The sequence below is a fragment of the Bacterioplanoides sp. SCSIO 12839 genome (assembly GCF_024397975.1).
Lineage (GTDB): Bacteria > Pseudomonadota > Gammaproteobacteria > Pseudomonadales > Oceanobacteraceae > Bacterioplanoides.
In genome coordinates this window covers 1602586-1623516 of the sequence record NZ_CP073745.1, presented here as the reverse complement: position 1 = coordinate 1623516, position 20931 = coordinate 1602586, and the positions used below count along the sequence as shown (strand labels likewise).

The window sequence follows — 20931 nt, the reverse complement described above, 5'->3', positions numbered from 1 at the left end:
TTCGCGCATTCGCCACTCTCAGGAGTGGCTTTTTTTAAGCACGTTTCAAGGTATAGGTTTCAGAGCCAATTAATCACCACGACTCACAATACAATTTCGCCCCTGAGCTTTCGCCTGATACAAACGTCGATCGGCAATATCAAGCATATTTTCGCTGTTCATACCGGCTTCCGCACTAACAATGCCCGCTGAAAAAGTATATTTAAAATCATCAAACGGGCTACTATCGAGTAAAAATGCAGCCACCCGCTGTACAATTTTTGTCGTGATATCCGGGCCGGTTTCAGTCAATACCAAAACAAATTCTTCACCACCCCAACGACAAATAATGTCGTCATCACGTAATACGGACTGCAAAGCCATCGAGAAATGTTTGATCACTTTATCTCCCATGGCATGTCCATAATTGTCATTGATGGATTTGAAATGATCGAGATCGAGCATCACCAGGCTGAGTGTATGACCGTAACGCTGGAAGCGAGCAACCCCGTCATCCAGGCGACGCAGTGTTTCGCGACGATTCAGCAAGCCGGTTAATGGGTCACGAGTCACCAGATTACGAACCGTTCGCCCACGACGGATACGTGACTCTACCGCCGCCAGCAAGTCCGCAGATTTAACCGGCTTGGTCAAAAAGGTATCCGCCCCGGTACACAAAGCACGCAACTGATGTTCAGAGCTCATTTCACAAGAGAGAAACACAATCGGCACAGAAATCAGATTACTCATTTGACGAATAATCCCAGCCAGCTCCTGTCCACTGATATCCGGCATATACAAATCCAACAGAATCAGATCCGGAATATGATGCTGCAGGTATGGCATCAGGTCTTTCATCGGCGAAGTGATGGTTTCAGTCACAAAACCGGCTTCACGCAATACCGAAGAATAATAGTCAGCTACCGATCGCTGGTCATCAACCACCAATACCTGATAAGGGTCGCGCTCAAAACGCTCACTTAACGCATTTAATTCAGTAATAATGGCATGTGTATCAAACGGGGCCGTAAAAAACGATTGCCCTCCCATGCGTACCGCAGTCGCACGGATTTCAAGGTTATCTTCTGAGCTTAGTGCAATCACAGGCCATTGCTTATTACTGTCAGCAAGGTCAATCAACCATTGGTGCTGCTTCTCTGAAATAACATCCATATTAATGATAACAGCAAACGTATTGGCTTCTTCTCGAGCCAGTAGATGAGAGATCGAGTCAACTATTTTGGCCCGATAGCCTGTCTGAGCAATATTTTCAGCCAGTGCCTCGGTATAATCATTACGCCCCAGCAGCAATACATGCAGAGGCTCCCCCTTCACATACTCATGAATCTTACGGTGTAATAAAGAGACACCATCAGAAGCACCCAACGATACGGCTGTGGAGGCTGGCTTGGTCATCAATGCACTCGTCTTAATCAAATCAATAAATTCAGTCTAGCACCCAATAAAAAGTCTGAGCGTCTATCTTTATTTTAATTTGCACCAGCAACGCATTATCACAACAACCGCACCATCAAGGGTCAAACCCAGCATTTCAACCAACCAAAATAGTGCATTTTTCGCATAAATGGGTCTAAAACCTCTGGAAATGCTATGAAAAACGCACACTGTCAGTTTTGGCATTGAATTTGAAAGCAATTAAACGTAACTCCTCGGGCAGCGATCAGAGCCATCAGGGGTTAGCTCTGACAGCACCACCGCAGGTGTTATCTTTTATGTTGTGTAAATAGTCTGTTACCCCTCCGGTTCAGACTCCGAGCGTTGGCGCTCACAGGTTCATCCTGTGAGCGCTTTTTTTTGGAAATTTTTCGGTAGCTTTGGATAGAACAATGAGCCAAATGATTCAGCAAACTCAAACCACCTGCCCGTACTGTGGTGTCGGTTGTGGAGTGGATGCCCGTCAACTGAATGGTGAACTGTTACCCGTCGCCGGAACACAAACACATCCGGCCAATTTCGGGCGTTTGTGCGTTAAAGGTTCAAACCTGCATGACACACTGGATCATAATGGTCGCTTGCTGACACCTCTGATGTCGGGCAACCCAACATCATGGGATAAAGCGCTCAACCTGATCGCGGATAAAATTCAGCAGGTGCTTAATAGTCATGGCCCTGATGCCATTGGTTTTTATGGTTCAGGTCAACTCCTCACCGAAGACTATTATGTTGCCAACAAGCTGATGAAGGGCTTTATCGGCAGTGCCAACATAGACACCAATTCACGCTTGTGTATGGCCTCGGCCGTTGCCGGTTACAAACGCGCCTTTGGCAGTGATACCGTCCCTGGCTGTTACGAAGATCTGGAAAAAACCGACTTATTGTTGCTGGTCGGCAGCAATACGGCCTGGGCACACCCGATTATTTTCCAACGCATCAGTCAGGCAAAAAAGAACAACCCGGATATGAAAGTGGTGGTCATTGATCCACGTCGCACCGCCACTTGTGATATTGCCGATTTACATCTGGCGCTAAAACCCGGCTCAGATGGCTTCTTGTTCAATGCGCTTTTAGCCTACCTGGCAAATCACAACGCGTTGGATCACACCTTTATCGAGCAACATACCGAAGGTTTTGAAGAGGCATTAACTCAGGCCCAGCAGCAGTGTTCTGATCTGGAAGCCGTTGCACAACAATGTGACCTGCCACGGGCCGATCTGGAAACCTGTTTTGAGTGGTTCGCCAATAGCCCAACCGCGGTGACCGCTTATTCGATGGGCATTAACCAAAGTGCTACCGGAACGGATAAAGCCAATGCCATCATCAATGTACACCTGGCAACCGGTAAGATTGGTAAGCCGGGCAGCTGCCCGTTTTCGATTACAGGTCAACCCAATGCCATGGGGGGCCGCGAAGTGGGTGGACTGGCCAATCAGTTAGCCGCTCATATGGATTTTGCCGCGGCTGATCGCGAACGAGTGAAACGTTTCTGGAATGCTCCGGGTGTCGCGGAAAAACCCGGATTAAAAGCCATCGACCTGTTTAAAGCCGCCGAAAAAGGCGACATTAAATTCCTTTGGATCATGTCCACCAACCCGGTGGTTTCGATGCCGGATGCCGACCTGATTAAACGCGCGCTGAAAAAAGTCGAGCTGGTCGTTGTTTCAGACTGCATGGCCGATACCGATACCGCCGCCTTTGCCCACGTCTTGTTACCGGCCGCCAGCTGGGGCGAAAAAAACGGCACCGTCACCAACTCCGAACGCCGGATTTCCCGCCAACGTGGCTTTTTACCCAGCCCGGGCGAAGCCAAACCGGACTGGTGGATGCTCGCTCAAGTGGCACAACGCTTAGGGTTCAGTGAACAGTTTGACTACCAGAAGCCCTATGACGTCTTTATTGAGCATGCTCGCTTGTCGGCCTTTGAAAATGGCGGCAGCCGGGATTTTGATTTATCTGGCCTGGCCGATATGAATGAAGCTCAGTTTGAAGCGCTAGCTCCGATTCAATGGCCGGTCAACAACACCTTCCCACAAGGTCGTGCCCGCTTTTATGACGATGGTTATTTCTACACGCTTTCGGGAAAAGCACGTTTTGTCAGCAACGCAGCCATCATGCCGGTGCGGGTAGATCAGCCCGGTTTACTGAATATGAATACCGGCCGGATTCGTGACCACTGGCACACCATGACCCGTACTGGTAAGGCTGGCAAGCTGGCACAACACATTGCTGAGCCCTTTGTCGACATTCATCCTCAGGATGCTGAAAACCTGGGAATTAAGGACAAACAACTGGTTGTGGTTCGCAGCGAACTGAACGAAATTCTGGTTAAGGCACAACTGACCGATGCTCAGAAACGCGGCGAAGTGTTCGTCCCAATGCATTGGACTGAGCGTTACAGCAAACAAGCACGTATGGGCAGCCTGATTAATTCCGATCATGACCCGGTTTCAGGCCAGCCTGAATTAAAAGTGACCGATGTGATGTTGTCCCCCGCCGAGCTGGATTGGCAGGGTTTTATTCTGAGTAAGCAGGACCTATTTGCATCCGACAAAGTCACACAACGCCGTCCTCTGGACTGTGAATACTGGACCGTCGGCAAAACCGACACTGGTTACTTTTATAATATCGCAGGCAGTGGTGCCGGAATGGACATCCTGACCGAGATTAAACAACGGCTGACATCGGATACAGAATGCCAATGGGTGTGTCTGGATGATGCAAACAAAGGCCATCATCGTTGGGCCTGTATTGCCAACAACCAACTGCAAGCGGTGATGTTTTTACATGATATTCAACAGCCACTGACACTGAACCAGACCTGGCTGATCGAACAATTTAACCAGCCAGAACTCGACCGAAACACACGCCTGGCGCTGTTAACAGGCAAACCACCAGGCCAAAAAGAAGACCCGGGCGCCATTGTTTGCTCCTGTTTCCAGGTGGGTGAACGCGCGATTCAAAAAGCCATTGCCGAAGGTGCAAGCAGTGCTGCCGAATTAGGCGAAAAACTGCTGTGTGGTACCAACTGTGGCTCCTGCATTCCAGAGCTGACCGCCATGATTAAATCCTATACGCCAGCACAAGCACAAGCACATGAGCTGGCGACCGAGTTAAGTGAATCCTGATATGAAAAATCAACCAAATAATCAGTCATACGGTACCGTCTTTTTAGTGGGTGCAGGCCCGGGCGACCCAGAGTTATTAACTCTGAAAGCCATGAAAGCCATTAGCCAGGCCGACTGTGTGTTGTACGATGCTCTGATCTCAGAAGAGATTCTGGAGTTAATTCCCCAGCAATGCACCCGCATTCATGTCGGTAAGCGTTGTGGCGAACACAAAATGGGGCAAGCGGATATTCAGACCCTGCTGGTTTCCTGCGCTAAAAAATATCAACGCGTCGTACGTCTGAAAGGCGGCGATCCGTTTATTTTTGGCCGTGGTGGTGAAGAGCTGCAATACCTGCAACAACGTGGCATCAATACCGAGGTTGTACCCGGTATTTCGGCAGCGGTCGGCTGTGCCGCAGCCGCGCAAATTCCCCTGACACATCGCCACTTAGGCAACGCGTTGTTAATGCAGAGTGGTCATAGTCAATACGGTGATTTTGAGCTGGCCGACAACCCAACCCGGGTGTTTTATATGGGGCGCAAACACGCCGGAGCCATCAGTGCGAATCTGCTTAATCAAGGGCTGGACGAACACACGCCGGTCGCGTTAATTGTGAATGGCACGTTAAAAAACCAGCAGGTCTTCAGCGGCACTTTAATTGAATTGCCGGATCTGGCAAAAAAATATCAGGGTGACGGGCCAATGATGATGATTGTGGGTGAGGTTACTTCGTTTGCACTGGCAAGCGCTCAATCAAGCCACGCACACCATCAAGACTCAAACCATCAAGATAGGCAGAACAGTCAACGCCAGCAGCGTGTTGCCTGATCAAAATTTCTGAAAAATTAACATGCGGTTATTAGCAGGCATCGCAATGTCTTTGATTAACCGCAGTTTTTCTTTGCGGGCAGTCAGAATAATCTGCTCAAAGTCCTTAATACCAGAATCCGGATCACGCTCGCGTAACCAGGCATCCAGCAGCTCGTTGCCATCACTGGTGAACTGCCCTTCGTAATTAAACGGCCCATAAAACAAAGCCAAACCATCCTGAACCAGCACCCGGCCAATCCCGGCAAGCATGGCTCTGACGTGCGACCAGCCCACATAATGAACCACATTGGCACTGAATACCGCATCCACTTGTTTGACCGGCCACAAGTCTTCCGTCACATCCAACACCAAGGGTGGCAAAAAGTTCTCATGACCCGAGTGTTCTCGCCAGGCATTAATATCCGGCAAACATTCACTGATTTCCGAAGGTTGCCATTTAATATGCGGGATCTGACTGGTCATATAATGTGCGTGTTGGCCGGTACCACTGCCGATTTCCAGCACCACCGCGTGCTCTGGCAACTCTTGCAGCAACACATCCGCAATGGGCTTTTGGTTACGCAAACAAGAAGGCGCAACCGGCAAATCAGAGCTTTCACCAGTGTCGTACGGAGGATTCTGTTGCAGGTTGTGGGTTGTCACCATACAGCGACTCTCTTTAATTGACCGTTCACACAAACGCGAGTATCGCATAGCAATGTGACAGCACAAGAGGACAATAAGAAAAATTGCCGCCATCGGCCATAACCATTAAAATCTGGCGCTTTCTAAACAGATACTATGGGCACAGACGACGCATGCGCGCTACTCAATTCCTGATTGCAACCGAAAAAGAAACTCCGGCTGATGCCGTGGTCATCAGTCATAAACTGATGCTGCGCTCCGGCATGATCCGCAAACTGGCGGCTGGCCTGTATAACTGGATGCCACTGGGCCTGCGAACGCTGCGCAAAGTTGAAGCCATTGTGCGTGAAGAAATGAATCGCTCCGGCGCGATGGAAGTATTAATGCCCGCCGTTCAGCCTGCAGAATTGTGGGAAGAAACCGGCCGCTGGTATCAGTACGGTGGTGAGTTATTGCGCTTAAAAGATCGCCACAACCGTGATTTCTGTGTGGGCCCAACTCACGAAGAAGTCATTACCGACTTAGCCCGTAACAACATCAGCAGCTACAAACAGCTACCGCTGAACATGTACCAGATTCAGACCAAATTCCGTGACGAAACCCGTCCACGTTTTGGTGTCATGCGCTCGCGTGAATTCATCATGAAAGATGCCTACTCCTTTCATAGCAGCGCTGAGTGCCTGGAAAACACCTACCAGATTATGCACGACACCTACTCGCGCATCTTTACTCGTCTAGGCCTGGACTTCCGCCCGGTATGGGCAGATACAGGCTCAATTGGTGGCGCTAAATCGCATGAATTCCACGTACTGGCCGAATCTGGCGAAGACGATATCGCGTTCTCGAATGCCAGTGATTACGCTGCAAACGTTGAGCTGGCCGAAGCACTGGCACCTGCCGGGGATCGTGCAGCTGCGACTGAAGACATGCGCGAAGTGGATACGCCTGATGCCAAAACCATCGATGAACTGGTTGAGCAGTTTGGTTTGGCCATCGAAAAAACCATCAAAACGCTGATTGTCCGTGGTGAAGCCGATGAAGATGGCAACCAGGCTCTGATCGCCCTGCTGGTGCGTGGCGACCACGAATTAAACGAAATTAAAGCCGAAAAGCTGGATGGCGTTGCCAGCCCGCTGCAATTTGCCACCGAAGAAGACATTCGTGCAGCCATTGGCGCAGGCCCAGGCTCTTTAGGCCCGGTCGGCCTGACGCTGCGTATTGTGGCTGATCGTGCCGTTGCCCACTGCTCTGACTTTGGTGCTGGCGCTAATAGCGATGGCAAACACCTGTTTGGCATCAACTGGGAACGTGATTTACCCCTGCCGGAAGTGGCTGATCTGCGTAATGTTGTTGCGGGCGATCCAAGCCCATGCGGTAACGGCACACTGGAAATCAAACGTGGCATCGAAGTGGGCCATATCTTCCAGTTAGGCACAAAATATTCTGAAGCCCTGAAAGCCACAGTATTGAACGAAAACGGCAAAGATCAGACGATGATCATGGGTTGTTACGGCATTGGCGTCAGCCGTGTTGTCGCTGCCGCCATCGAACAAAACAACGATGACAACGGCATTATCTGGCCGGATGCTATTGCTCCCTTCCACGTTGGTATTGTACCGATGAACCTGCATCGCTCTGAAGCGGTTCAACAAGCAACAGAGAAGCTGTACAACGAGCTGACCGAAGCTGGCTTTGAGGTATATCTGGACGACCGCGATAAGAAAACCAGCCCGGGCGTTAAGTTTGCTGATATGGAACTGATGGGCATTCCACATCGAATCGTTATTTCTGATCGTGGTTTAGAAGCCGGTACGCTGGAATACAAAGCGCGCCGCTCAGACTATAAGCAGGATATTGAAGCGGGTTCAGTGGTTGAGTTCCTGAAAGAGAATATCAAACTTTAATAACGCTACCGGCGTTGCTATAACACGTTGTTATCAACGCAAACAAAGAGAAGCACTGATGAAACCGAAGATTAACGATCCTGTTCTTTTTAAATCGGTTTTATCGGTGCTTTTTTTTACTCTCTTCTCTATAAGTTCACCATCGCTCGCTCAATCAGGCGAGAAACCTGTCATTGATAACGAGCTGCGCAGCGCCCTGCTAAATGCCGTTAACGATGCCACCTCGTTTGAAGATCAGTTTGCCGCTCAGGTTTGGCTAGTTGATATGTCGGGCCGTTTAAAGCGTTATATGAAAGACGATAAAACGCGTCTGGATTTTTTACGCATGGTGCATCAAGAAGCCACGCGTGCGGACTTATCACCTGAGCTGGTGATGGCATTAATTCATGTAGAAAGTGCTTTTCAACGATTTGCTATTTCAGTAGTTGGTGCCCGAGGTTACATGCAGATCATGCCATTCTGGAAAAAAGAAATTGGCCGTGCCGATGACAATCTTATGGATACCCGCACAAACCTGCGTTATGGATGCACCATTCTCAAGCACTATTTAAAGCGCGAAAAAGGGGATTGGACCCGAGCACTGGCTCGCTACAACGGTAGCCTGGGACGCACGAAATACCCGGAAAAAGTGATGACCTTCTGGGAAAAATACTGGTTTATTGATCATAGTGGCTAGTGTCTATTAACCATATTCTGTTAATAGGTGCTAAACACAACAGCAACAATCATCTTCAACGCTAATAGCGTCAACAATATTTTAATACTCTGAATTAACTTATCGTTATTGGCTTTCAAGCGCAGCTTGGTGCCAATAAAAGAACCCAGCACTGAGCCTACAACCATAAAGGTTAACAGCCCGATTTCATCCAGAATATTAAACGCCAGCACACCATAAACCGGAATTTTTGCCAGATGGCTGATACTCATAAACAATGAACTGGTGGCGATAATTTCGTCTTTTGAACTCAGCTGCTTGGTTAACACAGATAATGACAAGGGCCCGGTAGCACCCACCACCAAGCCAAGCCCCGTTTGTAAAAAACCAATCAGGTAATAGTTTTCAAAGCGACTGATAAATCGTGAAAACGATTTACTCCATAAATTCAGTAATAAATACAGGCCAATTGCGGCGGGCACATAATCCATCGGCACGTTAATTAACACATAGCCAACCAGCACCATACCGATCACTGAGCCCACTAAAAAGCGGGGTAAAAACTCCCAGCGAACATAACCTAGTGAAAACACCATACGTGATGCATTACTGGCAAGCTGAGTTAATCCATGCACCGGAATAATGATACTGGCAGGCAAGAACATCGGCATAATGGCGATTAACAGCATGCCTCCACCAAAACCAATCACACCGGCAATGGCAGAAGTGATTAAGGCTATAATGCCAAGCAATAACTCAATTAACACAACCTACTCTCTTCAAAGACCACTTTTTTCAAAAACCAGTCACTCCAGCAAACAATTACTTTTATATCAGATCGGCGTTATTAACGAGCAATAAAAAACCCCAACTTGTTACCAAGTTGAGGTTTATTTAATGCGTTAAGAGGTCAGAAATTAAATAATTCCTTTCTCCTGCAGATCAGCAATCAAACTATCCAGTGATTCTTGATCCGCCGCCAGGCTGATATCAGCACCATCAGCACCACCGGCAACCAGAGCTACCAAACCAGCCGCTTTCAGCAGCTCAGCATTTTCAGCGTTTGCGATAGCGGATACACGACCCATTTCAAACAGGCGACGATCCAGTTGCAGTGCAACGTTTTCAGCATCAACAGAATTAATAGCAACCACGGCTGGCTTTTGGCCAAAGCGTGCGGCTTTTTCTTCTGCCGTTAATGGGCTGGCATCACCGTTGCCATCCTGAGCTTCGCCAACAATCATACCCGCACCAACGGTCACGTTGGTTAAGCGATCAATGACAATAAAAGCACCGGTTGCACGGTTCTTCTGGTAGGCATCAAACGCAACCGGCTTGGTTAAAGTCACTTCACACAGGCCAATTTCATTCAGGTTAATCTGGTCAGCATCGTGCTGTTCCATGGTGTTCACATCCACACGGTGGTGAACTTTAGAAACCGCACCCTGAGACATTTGTGACGCAAACTTAATATCGTACGCCTTACCCGGTACCAATGCGTCTTCTGCCATCCATACGATGTCTGCATTGATCTTACTGGTTACAACCGGCACGTCGTCGATATTAACCAGCATATCACCACGAGAAACGTCAATTTCGTCTTCCAGCGTGATCGTAACGGCCTGGTCGATAAAAGCTTCTTCGTGCTCGCCTTCATAGGTCACGATCGAGGCAACCGTGCTGGTTTTACGCGAAGGCAGCGCCATCACGCTATCGCCCTTACGAACAACACCCGACGCTACGGTGCCACAGAAACCACGGAAGTCCAGGTTTGGACGATTCACGTACTGAACCGGGAAGCGGAAGTTATCGACGTTTTTATCGGCCGAAATTTCAGCGGTTTCCAGGATTTCCATCAGCGTTTTATCGGTGTACCAGTTAGAACGCTCGGTACGGTTAACAATGTTGTCACCGTCGAGGGCAGAAATCGGCACACACTTGATGTCGCTCAGATTCAGGTTTTCAGCAAACTTAAGGTAATCGGCTTTGATTTCTTCGAAGCGCTCTTCGGAGAAGTCCAGCAGATCCATTTTGTTCACCGCAACCACAACGTGCTTAATACCCAGCAGAGAAGCGATGTACGAGTGACGTTTGGTTTGAGTCTGAACGCCGTAACGGGCATCAATCAGGATGATCGCCAGGTCACAGGTTGAGGCACCCGTCGCCATGTTGCGTGTGTACTGTTCGTGCCCTGGGGTGTCAGCAATGATGAACTTACGCTTCTCGGTAGAGAAATAACGGTAAGCCACGTCAATGGTAATACCCTGCTCACGTTCAGCAGCCAGGCCATCTACCAGCAATGCCAGGTCAATCTGATCACCCTGAGTACCGGACTTGGCAGAATCATTTTCAATCGCCGCCAGCTGATCTTCAAAGATCATCTTGGAATCGTATAACAGGCGTCCAATCAGTGTGGATTTACCGTCATCAACGTTACCGCAAGTCAGGAAACGCAGCAGTTCTTTGTTTTCGTGTTGCTTCAGATAACCCAGGATATCTTCTGCAATCAGGTTAGATTGGTGTGACATCAGAAGTACCCCTCTTGTTTTTTCTTCTCCATAGATGCCGACGAGTCGTGGTCAATCGCACGGCCCTGACGCTCCGACGTAGTGGTCAGCAACATTTCCTGAATAATTTCAGGTAAGGTGTTTGCTGTGGATTCCACCGCGCCAGTTAATGGATAACAACCCAGGGTACGGAAACGCACCATCTTATTCTCAGGCACTTCGCCTTCTTCTAACGGCATACGCTCGTCATCAACCATGATCAGCATGCCATCACGCTCAACCACAGGACGTTCTTCTGCCAGATACAGACCCGGAATATCAATGTTTTCCAGATAGATGTACTGCCAGATATCCAGTTCTGTCCAGTTAGATAGAGGGAATACTCGAATGGATTCGCCTTTGTTTACTTTGCCGTTGTAGATATTCCACAGCTCAGGACGCTGGTTTTTTGGGTCCCAACGGTGATTTTCGTCACGGAAAGAATACACACGCTCCTTGGCACGGGATTTTTCTTCATCACGACGTGCACCACCAAACGCGGCATCAAAACCCCACTTATCTAACGCTTGTTTCAGCGCCTGGGTTTTCATGATATCGGTGTGCTTGGAAGAGCCATGAGTAAACGGGCCAACGCCAGCCGCCAAACCTTCAGGGTTGGTATGAACCAGCAGCTCCATACCAATTTCTTTGGCCATTTTGTCGCGGAATTCAATCATTTCCTTAAACTTCCACGTGGTATCAACGTGCATCAGAGGAAATGGTGGTTTACCCGGATAAAAAGCCTTGCGGGCCAGGTGCAGCATCACTGCGGAATCTTTACCGACAGAATACAGCATTACTGGATTATCAAACTCAGCAGCGACTTCACGGATAATATGAATACTCTCCGCTTCCAGCTGCTTTAAATGCGTCAGGTTATAATCAGTCATGGTTGCTCTTTTTGCTCCCAAAATTTCCATAAAGGGGGATTTTTAACTGCGGCGACTATACCAAGATGATTGGCATATAAGAAGGTCATATAAATAACATTTAGATATATAGATATGGTACTTCTGGCGCGCTCATGCACATTAAAGCTTGATCACAATACTTAATACTGAGAGCTTAACGAAGCTTAACCGGACACTGAGAACATACCGATGACAGAAAAAACCGTGGCGATTCATCATGCAGACATTCAACTAGAAGCTCTCTTGCATCAAAACAGCACACAGCAACAACACAATGCAGGTCTGCTGATGTGCCATCCTCATCCTCTATTCGATGGCACCATGCACAACAAGGTTGTAACGACGGCAACCCGAACAGCGGCGCGCCTTGGAATGTCGACACTACGCTTCAACTTTCGTGGCGTCGGTGACAGTAATGGTGAGCATGACCACGGCAAAGGGGAAGTACAGGACGTATTAGCCGCCTTATCTTACGCCAGAGAAGAATTAGGCTGGCAAACCATTTTTCTCGGTGGCTTCTCATTTGGCGCAGGTATGGCTTGCCTGGCGGCATGTGAAAAGCCCGAGTGGTTGTCAGGTCTGTTTCTCGTAGCACCCGCCGTACACCACTTTGACGCACCAAACACCCTGCCTTATGAGTTCGAAACCCACGTATACATGGGTGATGCCGATGAAGTGGTACCTTTTGAGGAAGTGGATGATTGGGTTGCCCGAGTTGTACCTCAGCCTCACTGGGAAGTATTTTCGGATGGTGGACATTTCTTTCACGGACGTTTGACCGACTTCCAAAAGTCACTGAAACACGATATTGAAGCCCTGCTGTAAACATCGCCCCACTACAAATAGACGCCATTTTAAGGTAAATTGCGCCCCCATTTTGTTGAACTTATTCAAACCAAACCGCTGAAATCCGGAGTGTGCTGTGTCTACCCCTTGGGAACTCTATCAAGAAGACTTAAAACGTGATGACTTCTCTTACGATGCGGCACAGGAAATGGCCGTTAAACATCTGCAACGCCTGTACGATGATTTAGTCGCCGACTATGAAGCCAACAGAAACAAAGGCTTTATGTCGAAGCTGTTTACCAAAAAGAAGCAGAAAGAGCCCATCAAAGGCCTGTACTTCTGGGGTGGCGTTGGCCGCGGTAAAACCTATCTGGTGGATACTTTTTACGACGCACTGCCGTTTGAACGTAAAATGCGCACTCACTTCCACCGCTTTATGCAGCGTGTTCATGGTGATTTAACCAAACTTACCGGCGCTAAAAACCCACTGGAAACCGTTGCCGATCAGATTGCTGAAGAAGCGGTTGTGATCTGTTTTGACGAATTCTTTGTTTCTGATATCGGTGACGCCATGATTCTTGGTGGCCTGATGCAGGAATTATTCGCTCGTGGCGTCACGCTGGTCTCCACCTCCAATATCGTACCGGATGGTTTGTATAAAGATGGCTTACAGCGTGATCGTTTTATTCCGGCAATCAAACTGCTGAATAAATACACCGAAGTGGTTAACGTCGATAGTGGCGTGGATTACCGTTTACGGACACTGGAGCAAGCCGAACTGTATCACTTCCCGCTGGACGATAGTGCAGAAGCATCGCTGCAAAAAAGTTTCGACAGCCTGATACCTGACCCTAAACACGTTGAGAAAAACGTTAACGTTGAAATCCTAGGTCGAAATATCCCAGCCAAAGCTGTTTGCGACGACGTAGCCTGGTTTGAATTTGAAGGCTTGTGTGATGGACCCCGATCGCAGAACGATTACATCGAACTGGGCAAACTGTTCCACGCCATTCTGATTTCTAATGTGCCAGTGATGGGAACCAAAAATGACGACCTGGCTCGTCGTTATATCAACCTGATTGACGAATTCTACGACCGTGGCGTTAAAGTGATTATGTCGGCCGATGCACCGATTCATGAAATTTACGGCACCGGAAAATTAGAATTTGAGTTCCAACGTACAACCTCTCGTATGCTGGAAATGCAGTCACACGATTATTTAGCGCGCGAGCATAAGGCGGATTAAGCGTTTTCAGCGCAAGAGCAGAATAAGCAGCCATTGTGCTGCTTATTTTTTTCACGCCAACAAAAACAAGGGAAAAAGGAAACACCTGGCTGTATGACTCCTCGTAAGATATTTAACTTCAAACAAACACTTAGCAAACAGTTTCGTTTTGTCTTAATCATTGCAGCCGTTTTACTAAGTATTGAATTATTAAACCTGCTGACGTTACGCAGCTTGAATGTGCTGGCACTGATTCCTCGGGAAATAACACGACTGCCGTTGATTATAACAGCCCCCCTACTTCATAAAGACACTTGGCATTTTGCCTCGAATATTATTCCGTTTACGATTCTGTCTTTTCTGGCAATGCAATACGGTAAAAAAACCTATCTGACTGTACTGCTGAGCAGCACCCTTGCAACCGGCTTTGGTGTTTGGCTGTTTGCCCGGGGCATCCCACATATGGGTCTTAACGGTTTAGTTTATGCGTTGTTTGGCTTTTTATTGGTCAGCGGCATTCGTACTCGCCAGATCAAACACCTGGCAATCTCACTGATTACCTTATTAGGCTGGGGCGGACTGGTATTTGGTTTGTTACCGATTAATGCCTACATTTCATGGGAGAGTAACATTTTCGGTGTGTTAAGCGGCATTGCCTGCGCCATGATATTGCAGCAAATACCGATTAAAAATGTGACAGTAGAGATGTAATCAGAGAAGTAAACCTAAACATAAGTTGCGGCAGCTTGCTTCTCTGAAGGAGAACTATTTTTCAATCGCTTTTGTTAACTCAGCAATCACCTGTTTAATATCGCCAGCCTTGGTGTACAGTTCCATTTTTGCACCACCTACCCCGCGAATTTCTAATGAGGCTTTACGGGATAAAACCCCTAACAAGATAATTGCGACGGCAGCACCATATAAAAAAGGAATCTGCATTTGCTGTCCGGCAACTGCTGTTAAAATCCCCAAACCAACCATCACCAGATAACCGTAAGACGACGTCTTGCTGAACTCAGCAATTCGCTCCGGATTTACTGAAAACTGCATATCAACAAAAGTGTTACGCCCTTGATAGGTAACCAGTTCTATCGTTTTTAGGGCCTGATGATAACGCTGACTGATTTCATCCATGTCTTCTTCAACTTCAGTCACTGCGCCCGTGCTTGCAATCCGCCCTTCATCAACATGAATAAAGGCCAGAATAATCAGCGCCACCACCGTTACCGCAACGGCAATCGCCCCACCCTGATTCATCCACGCGAGAATCGTTGCAATGATGGCAGGCAAGCCAATAACCAGATAGACCCAGTTGCGTGTTTTCACTGAAGATACGGCAGCAATCTCATCCAGTACAAAATTATCTTTCTTGGTTTTAAACAACTCTCTTTTTTCAGGCTGAGGAGCTGATTGTATTTGGGGCGCTTGCTGCGTTTGAGGTATTTGTTGCAGCGGGTGTCCACAAGAAGGACAAGAAACAGCAGCGTCAGAAACCTGATTACTGCATTCCGGGCAGGAAACTAAGGGCATACTTCAACTTCTTTAGTCAGGGGTCATAAATGAGTCGAGATTAACAAGTATTCAACACCCTGTTATTGACTCAAGGCATATCAGGCGCATGATATCAGAAAATTCTAATATACCCATTGATAAATAGTCTAAATTTTATCGTCTACCTTCACCATTCCCCGGTTTTTTCAACCGAAAGCACGGAGAGTGATCTGTCCGGCAGAGCATATTGGCGCATCACAAACTCAATCTGCAGATTGTCGCAATTTTTCCCTAGACTGCCCGACTCCAGCGACACACAAACCTCTATCTGATAATGATGGTCTGCTAACTGCTTGATAATGTTATAGCTGGCTAACACCTCATCACCACCGGGGTAAGGAAAATTAGCCGCCATACAACCACGATAAGAATTACGCCCCAGATAAACCGCAGCGACTGAGTTATCACCATTCAATTCGGTCATTAGCTGAGCAAAACAACCAGCAGGAATCCGCTCTCCGTCACTGAAAAACTGACCACCAACCACCGTATAATCGGGTGTATTTTCAGCCAGCGAGGCAAATGGAAATGCCATCAGAAAGGTCATTAGAAATAAACGCATACAGTACCTGAGTTTAAGGATAGGTCATGAAAAAATAAAAAAGCAGCCCAATTGAGCTGCTTGTTCACCGCAGTGTTTCTTACTGCTTAGGTTTTCGCTTCTCGGCCGATTGACGCACCTTCTGACGTTTTTGCTGACGCACAAACTGTTCTTTTTCTTTACCAATTAAGCGCTTGGTGCGCTTACGCTCCAGACCAACCAGATCAGCAAGGTCATTTACTTCGCGCTGCTTTAATTCTACCCAGGTGCCAACCGGAATATTCGCAGGCATAAAAATACAGCCATAACGCACGCGTTTTAAGCGGCTGACTTCCACCCCCTGGCTTTCCCATAAACGACGCACTTCGCGGTTACGGCCTTCCATCACCACCACGTGATACCATTTGTTAGCGCCTTCACCATCGAAGAACTGAACATCGGTAAAACGGGCCGGGCCATCTTCCAGCATCACACCTTCTTTAAGCCGAGCAATCATGGCTTCATCTACGTCACCACGCACACGCACGGCGTATTCACGGTCCACTTCCGAAGACGGATGCATTAATTTGTTGGCCAAATCGCCATCGGTGGTAAACAACAATAAACCGCTGGTATTAATATCCAGACGACCAACATTAATCCAGCGCTCGTTTTTGGTTTTCGGCAAATGATCAAATACGGTTGGACGACCATCCGGATCATTGCGTGAGCACACTTCCCCCACGGGTTTGTTATAAGCCAGCACACGACGGGTACGACCCGCTTCTTCGAGCTTAACCGGACGGCCATTCACACGCACATCATCCAAACGATGTGCACGGTCGCCCAATTTCACTTTATCGCCGTTTACGGTAACCCGGCCTTCGGCAATTAAACGCTCGGCTTCACGACGTGAGGCAACACCTGCCAGGGCTAATAATTTTTGTACTCGTTCTCTCATAATATCTCTTCTTCTGAATTCGGTTGTCAGCTTTTATCCAAATAGGCTAGGGCCAGACGGCGATGACGAGTCTGAGTCGTCATCGCTTAATTCGTTTTCCTGAGCTTGCTTTTCTGCCTGTTCTTCAGCTAAAAGCGCTTTTTCAGCTTCAATTTCCTGCTGAATCAATAACTCTTCAGCTTCGGCTTCTAAGCGCTCCTGTTCGGCTTTTTCCTGTTCAAGCCGCTCTTGTTCCAGTTGCAGCTCTTCAAGCAATTCGCGCTCGGCCTGTTCTTCTGCTGCATCCATATCAGCATGATCATCAGACTCGACTACTTCAGGTTCAACTATCTCAGACTCGACCACCTCAGGCTCAAGTACCTCCGGCTCTGCATCCGCACTGGCGGCCGCCTGCTCTGCGGCAATTTCCTGCATAATGCGATCTTTAATGGCCTGCTGCTCAGCTAATAAACGTGCACGCTGAGCATCTTCCAGCGTCTTAGGCGTGTCAGCTACCGCTTCTGGCTCAGTAGCTTCTAACACCACAGCTTCAGGTAAAGTCGTTTCGGGGACAGGTAACTCTGATATCGCGGCATCTTGCTGCGCCATTAAGTCTTCTTGCTGCGCAACTAAATCGGATAAATCCCGATCTTTTTCGACGTTTTCTAAACGCTCCAGTAACTCACCAATATCACGTGGTTTTTCGGAGGCTGCTTCATCCTCATCGTCCGGGCGGGCAAAAACATTGGCTTCAACACGTTCAACAAGCGCTGCCGCTTTTGCCAGATCTTCTTCGGTAGCATCCAGCACACTGGCACCACGCTCTTCAACATCTTCATCCGAAACGAAGTCGTATTCTTTTGGTGTTTCTTTGCGGGCTTCAGCATCGTCACCAAATTCCAGCTTACGATTGGTGTCTTCCAGCTCGCGGATTTCCATCAGGCTTGGCAAGTCTTCCAGACTTTTTAAACCAAAATAATCGAGGAATTCTTTGGTGGTGGCGTACATTGCCGGGCGGCCCGGTACATCGCGATAGCCAACAATACGTACCCAGTCGCGTTCGATCAGGGTTTTCATCATTTGTGAACTCACGACAACACCACGCACATCTTCAATATCGCCCCGGGTAATGGGTTGGCGATAAGCAATCAGTGCCAGTGTTTCCAGTAAGGCGCGGGAATAGCGTTGGGGGCGTTCATCCCACAAGCGGCCAACCCAGGGGGCTACTTCGCTACGCACTTGCAAACGATAGCCACTGGCGACTTCGATCAATTCAATACCACGGCCTAACAGGTCGTGTTTGATCTCGGTCAGGGCTTGTTTCAGCTCGGTGCTTTTGGGTTGTTCGTGATGATCAAACAAGGTCTGCATACGTTCCAGCGACAGCGGCCCACCGGCAGCCATCAACGCAGCTTCAAGAATATTTTTTAATGCGGGCCTGCTCATAACAAAGCGTCCATAAAGAGTGTCTCACGACGGTCTTATTTAACGGTTGGCAAACGATGGTCTACCAAGCAAACAATCAACTAAGCAATTAAAGAATCAATCAACCAGCAGCGTCGTCTGCTTCATCCCGGATCTGGCGGTGTGGACTGATGGCTTCCCGGGTTTTTACATGAATGGTGCCAAACGTATCCTGCTGCACGATATCAATCAGGGATTCTTTCACCAGCTCCAGAATCGCCAGAAACGTGACAACAACGCCCAGTTTACCTTCTTTTGGCTCAAACAGAGAGCGAAAAGTGGTAAAGCTGCCGCCTTTTAAGCGCTCCAGCACATCCGTCATCCGCTCCCGGGTCGATAATTGCTCGCGCTGAATTTCATGATGCTCAAAACGCTCAGCACGGCGTAATACCGCGGCAAACGCCAGCATGATTTCTTTCATTTCCACTTCCGGGTGAATGCGCTCCTGAATCCGCTCCGGTGCATCCACCTCAGGCAGCCAGGTATCACGCTCAAGACGCGGTAACTCATCCAGATTTTCCGCAGCCGTTTTAAAGCGTTCGTATTCCTGCAAACGACGAATCAGCTCCGCTCGTGGGTCTTCTTCTTCCTCGTCACCGTTTTCGTTATTGCGCGGTAATAACATGCGACTTTTGATTTCGGCCAGCATCGCGGCCATCACCAGGTATTCTCCGGCAACCTCCAGCTGCATGGCTTTCATCATGTCGATGTATTCCAGATATTGCTCAACAATATCCGCGACGTTGATTTCAAGAATATCGAGGTTTTGTTTGCGAATCAGATACAGCAATAAATCCAGCGGCCCTTCAAACTGCTCCAGAATGACTTCTAACGCATCCGGTGGAATATACAGATCGAGCGGCAGCTGAGTCATGGGCTCACCCTGCACCAGAGCAAACGGCATTTCCTGTTGGCCTCTTTTTTCAGTGCCTGCTTGGCTGTCAGCAACGGCTTCGTCTGCCACCGACGAATCTGCCTCTGTTACGCTCTGGTCATTCATAATCTGATATTACGTCCTCTACAAATAATCCAGGCCCATGGCTTCACGCACAATTTCCAGCGTGTCACGCACTTCTTCCCGGGCTTTATCGGTGCCTTCAGCAATAATGCTGCGCACCAGATCTCGATTACTTTCGTATTGCTGAGCGCGCTCTCGAATCGGTTGCTGCTCAGCTATCACCGCATCAATGATAGGCTGTTTGCATTCCAGACAACCCCAGCCAGCACTGCGACATTGCTGCTGCACCCGTTCCTGTGTTGTTTCATCGGAATACGTCAGATGAAACTGCCATACCGGGCATTTATCCGGATTACCGGCATCGGTCAGGCGAATACGCGCCGGATCGGTAGGCATGGTACGAACTTTTTTCTCAATCTCGTCTGGCTCAGCCCGCAATGGAATCAGGTTGTCGTGAGACTTCGACATTTTCTGGCCATCTAAGCCAGGTAAGCGGGAAACATCGGATAACATTTCCATCGGTTCTGGCAGTATCGTTTTGCCCGTACCTTCGAGATAGCCCAGCAGTCGTTCACGGTCTGCCAGGGTTAAATTATTTTGTTCTTTGACCAGTGCCTGAGCGGTCGCTAACGCTTCAACATCGCCGTGACTCAGGTAAGTGCTGCGCAACTGGGAATATAAACCTGATACTTTTTTGCCCAGCTTTTTAATCGCCAGTTCAGCATTGGCTTCAAATCCGGCTTCCCGCCCGTACAAATGATTAAACCGACGAGACACTTCCCGCGCCAGTTCAATATGAGCCACCTGATCGGCGCCCACGGGTACCTGCCCGGCACGAAACGCCAGCATATCCGCGCTTTGTAATAACGGATAAGCAAGAAAACCCAGCGTACTGTTTTCACTGTCGCGCAGTTTTTCTTTCAGATCTTTGTAACTCGGCACCCGCTCCAGCCAGGCTTGTGGTGTGATCATCGATAACAACAAGTGCAGTTCAGCCAGCTCAGGAATGCGGCTTTGTACAAATAATGTCGTTGTGCCTGGGTTAACACCCGCTGCCAACCAATCAATAATCATATCCAGTGAGTGGCCGGCAATATCATTGCTGTTTTCGTAACGACTGCTGAGTGCGTGCCAGTCTGCGGCAAAGAAGAAACAATCGTACTCGTGTTGCAACTTCACCCAGTTTTTCAGAACACCATGATAATGGCCTAAGTGGAGACGACCGGTTGGTCGCATTCCGGATAACACCCGCCTCTGCGGGTCAACAGAACTCAATGCCTGTTCCTCATCGTTATAAACATGGCGCTAGTTTACCTCGCCAGACAAGACGAGCATAGTATTTCAAAGATGGGCATAGTATTTCAAAGACGAGCACAGTATCTAAAGATAAGCACTATGACTGTTAATATGACAACCGCTAATATGACAATCGCCCACCATTATGGTACAAACGTGCAACTATAACTCCAAT

General features: G+C 48.4%; 18 protein-coding genes. 7 read left to right on the top strand and 11 right to left on the bottom strand.

What is annotated here, in order from left to right; genetic code table 11:
- Positions 1–69: 69 nt before the first annotated feature.
- Positions 70–1395, bottom strand: coding sequence for a diguanylate cyclase (locus KFF03_RS07560; protein WP_255860382.1), 1326 nt, complete (start codon positions 1393–1395; stop codon positions 70–72).
- A 431-nt stretch (positions 1396–1826) separates the two neighbouring features.
- On the opposite strand from KFF03_RS07560, the gene KFF03_RS07555 reads away from it, so the two are divergent.
- On the top strand, positions 1827–4562 hold the full coding sequence (locus KFF03_RS07555) for a nitrate reductase (RefSeq protein ID WP_255860380.1): 2736 nt from the start codon (positions 1827–1829) through the stop codon (positions 4560–4562).
- Between the two features lies 1 nt (position 4563).
- Positions 4564–5373, top strand: a complete 810-nt coding sequence (gene cobA / locus KFF03_RS07550; RefSeq protein WP_255860375.1) for a uroporphyrinogen-III C-methyltransferase — start codon at positions 4564–4566, stop codon at positions 5371–5373.
- On the opposite strand, the gene KFF03_RS07545 is transcribed toward cobA, so the two are convergent.
- On the bottom strand, positions 5374–6021 hold the full coding sequence (locus tag KFF03_RS07545; protein WP_255860374.1) for a DUF938 domain-containing protein: 648 nt from the start codon (positions 6019–6021) through the stop codon (positions 5374–5376).
- A 152-nt stretch (positions 6022–6173) separates the two neighbouring features.
- On the opposite strand from KFF03_RS07545, the gene KFF03_RS07540 reads away from it, so the two are divergent.
- Complete coding sequence (locus KFF03_RS07540) at positions 6174–7904, top strand: proline--tRNA ligase (protein WP_255860371.1); 1731 nt, start codon at positions 6174–6176, stop codon at positions 7902–7904.
- A gap of 58 nt (positions 7905–7962) precedes the next feature.
- A complete protein-coding gene (locus tag KFF03_RS07535) occupies positions 7963–8580 on the top strand; it encodes a lytic transglycosylase domain-containing protein (RefSeq protein ID WP_255860370.1) in 618 nt (205 codons plus the stop codon).
- Between the two features lie 20 nt (positions 8581–8600).
- On the opposite strand, the gene KFF03_RS07530 is transcribed toward KFF03_RS07535, so the two are convergent.
- The 3 genes from KFF03_RS07530 to cysD form a co-directional block, all read right to left on the bottom strand.
- Positions 8601–9326, bottom strand: a complete 726-nt coding sequence (locus tag KFF03_RS07530) for a sulfite exporter TauE/SafE family protein (RefSeq protein ID WP_255860369.1) — start codon at positions 9324–9326, stop codon at positions 8601–8603.
- 150 nt (positions 9327–9476) lie between these two features.
- The gene (cysN, locus tag KFF03_RS07525) at positions 9477–11087 is read right to left on the bottom strand and encodes a sulfate adenylyltransferase subunit CysN (protein ID WP_255860368.1); all 1611 of its coding nucleotides are present in this window, start codon (positions 11085–11087) and stop codon (positions 9477–9479) included.
- The gene (gene cysD / locus KFF03_RS07520; RefSeq protein WP_255860367.1) at positions 11087–11995 is read right to left on the bottom strand and encodes a sulfate adenylyltransferase subunit CysD; all 909 of its coding nucleotides are present in this window, start codon (positions 11993–11995) and stop codon (positions 11087–11089) included. The genes cysN and cysD overlap by 1 nt, the downstream gene beginning before the upstream one ends.
- Before the next feature lie 210 nt (positions 11996–12205).
- Between cysD and KFF03_RS07515 the strand changes: the two genes are divergently transcribed.
- The 3 genes from KFF03_RS07515 (at position 12206) to KFF03_RS07505 (ending at position 14738) form a co-directional block, all read left to right on the top strand.
- A complete protein-coding gene (locus KFF03_RS07515) occupies positions 12206–12841 on the top strand; it encodes an alpha/beta hydrolase (protein WP_255860362.1) in 636 nt (211 codons plus the stop codon).
- Between the two features lie 97 nt (positions 12842–12938).
- The gene (zapE, locus tag KFF03_RS07510; protein WP_255860361.1) at positions 12939–14048 is read left to right on the top strand and encodes a cell division protein ZapE; all 1110 of its coding nucleotides are present in this window, start codon (positions 12939–12941) and stop codon (positions 14046–14048) included.
- Between the two features lie 93 nt (positions 14049–14141).
- Complete coding sequence (locus KFF03_RS07505; RefSeq protein ID WP_255860360.1) at positions 14142–14738, top strand: rhomboid family intramembrane serine protease; 597 nt, start codon at positions 14142–14144, stop codon at positions 14736–14738.
- Positions 14739–14792: 54 nt separating this feature from the next.
- Here the strand turns inward: KFF03_RS07505 and KFF03_RS07500 are convergent, their stop codons facing one another.
- From KFF03_RS07500 to KFF03_RS07475, 6 genes are all read right to left on the bottom strand, one after another.
- Positions 14793–15557: a zinc ribbon domain-containing protein gene (locus KFF03_RS07500; protein ID WP_255860359.1), complete on the bottom strand. Its 765-nt coding sequence runs from the start codon at positions 15555–15557 to the stop codon at positions 14793–14795.
- A 148-nt stretch (positions 15558–15705) separates the two neighbouring features.
- A complete protein-coding gene (locus KFF03_RS07495) occupies positions 15706–16140 on the bottom strand; it encodes a hypothetical protein (protein ID WP_255860358.1) in 435 nt (144 codons plus the stop codon).
- A gap of 79 nt (positions 16141–16219) precedes the next feature.
- Entirely contained in the window at positions 16220–17059 is an 840-nt protein-coding gene (rluB, locus tag KFF03_RS07490; protein ID WP_255860356.1) for a 23S rRNA pseudouridine(2605) synthase RluB, read from the bottom strand.
- Positions 17060–17092: 33 nt separating this feature from the next.
- Positions 17093–18484 (bottom strand): SMC-Scp complex subunit ScpB, encoded by a 1392-nt coding sequence (gene scpB, locus KFF03_RS17725; RefSeq protein ID WP_370647462.1) that lies wholly within the window; start codon positions 18482–18484, stop codon positions 17093–17095.
- Between the two features lie 100 nt (positions 18485–18584).
- Entirely contained in the window at positions 18585–19502 is a 918-nt protein-coding gene (locus tag KFF03_RS07480) for a ScpA family protein (RefSeq protein WP_255860354.1), read from the bottom strand.
- Positions 19503–19520: 18 nt separating this feature from the next.
- Entirely contained in the window at positions 19521–20735 is a 1215-nt protein-coding gene (locus tag KFF03_RS07475; RefSeq protein WP_255860352.1) for a tryptophan--tRNA ligase, read from the bottom strand.
- Positions 20736–20931: the final 196 nt, after the last annotated feature.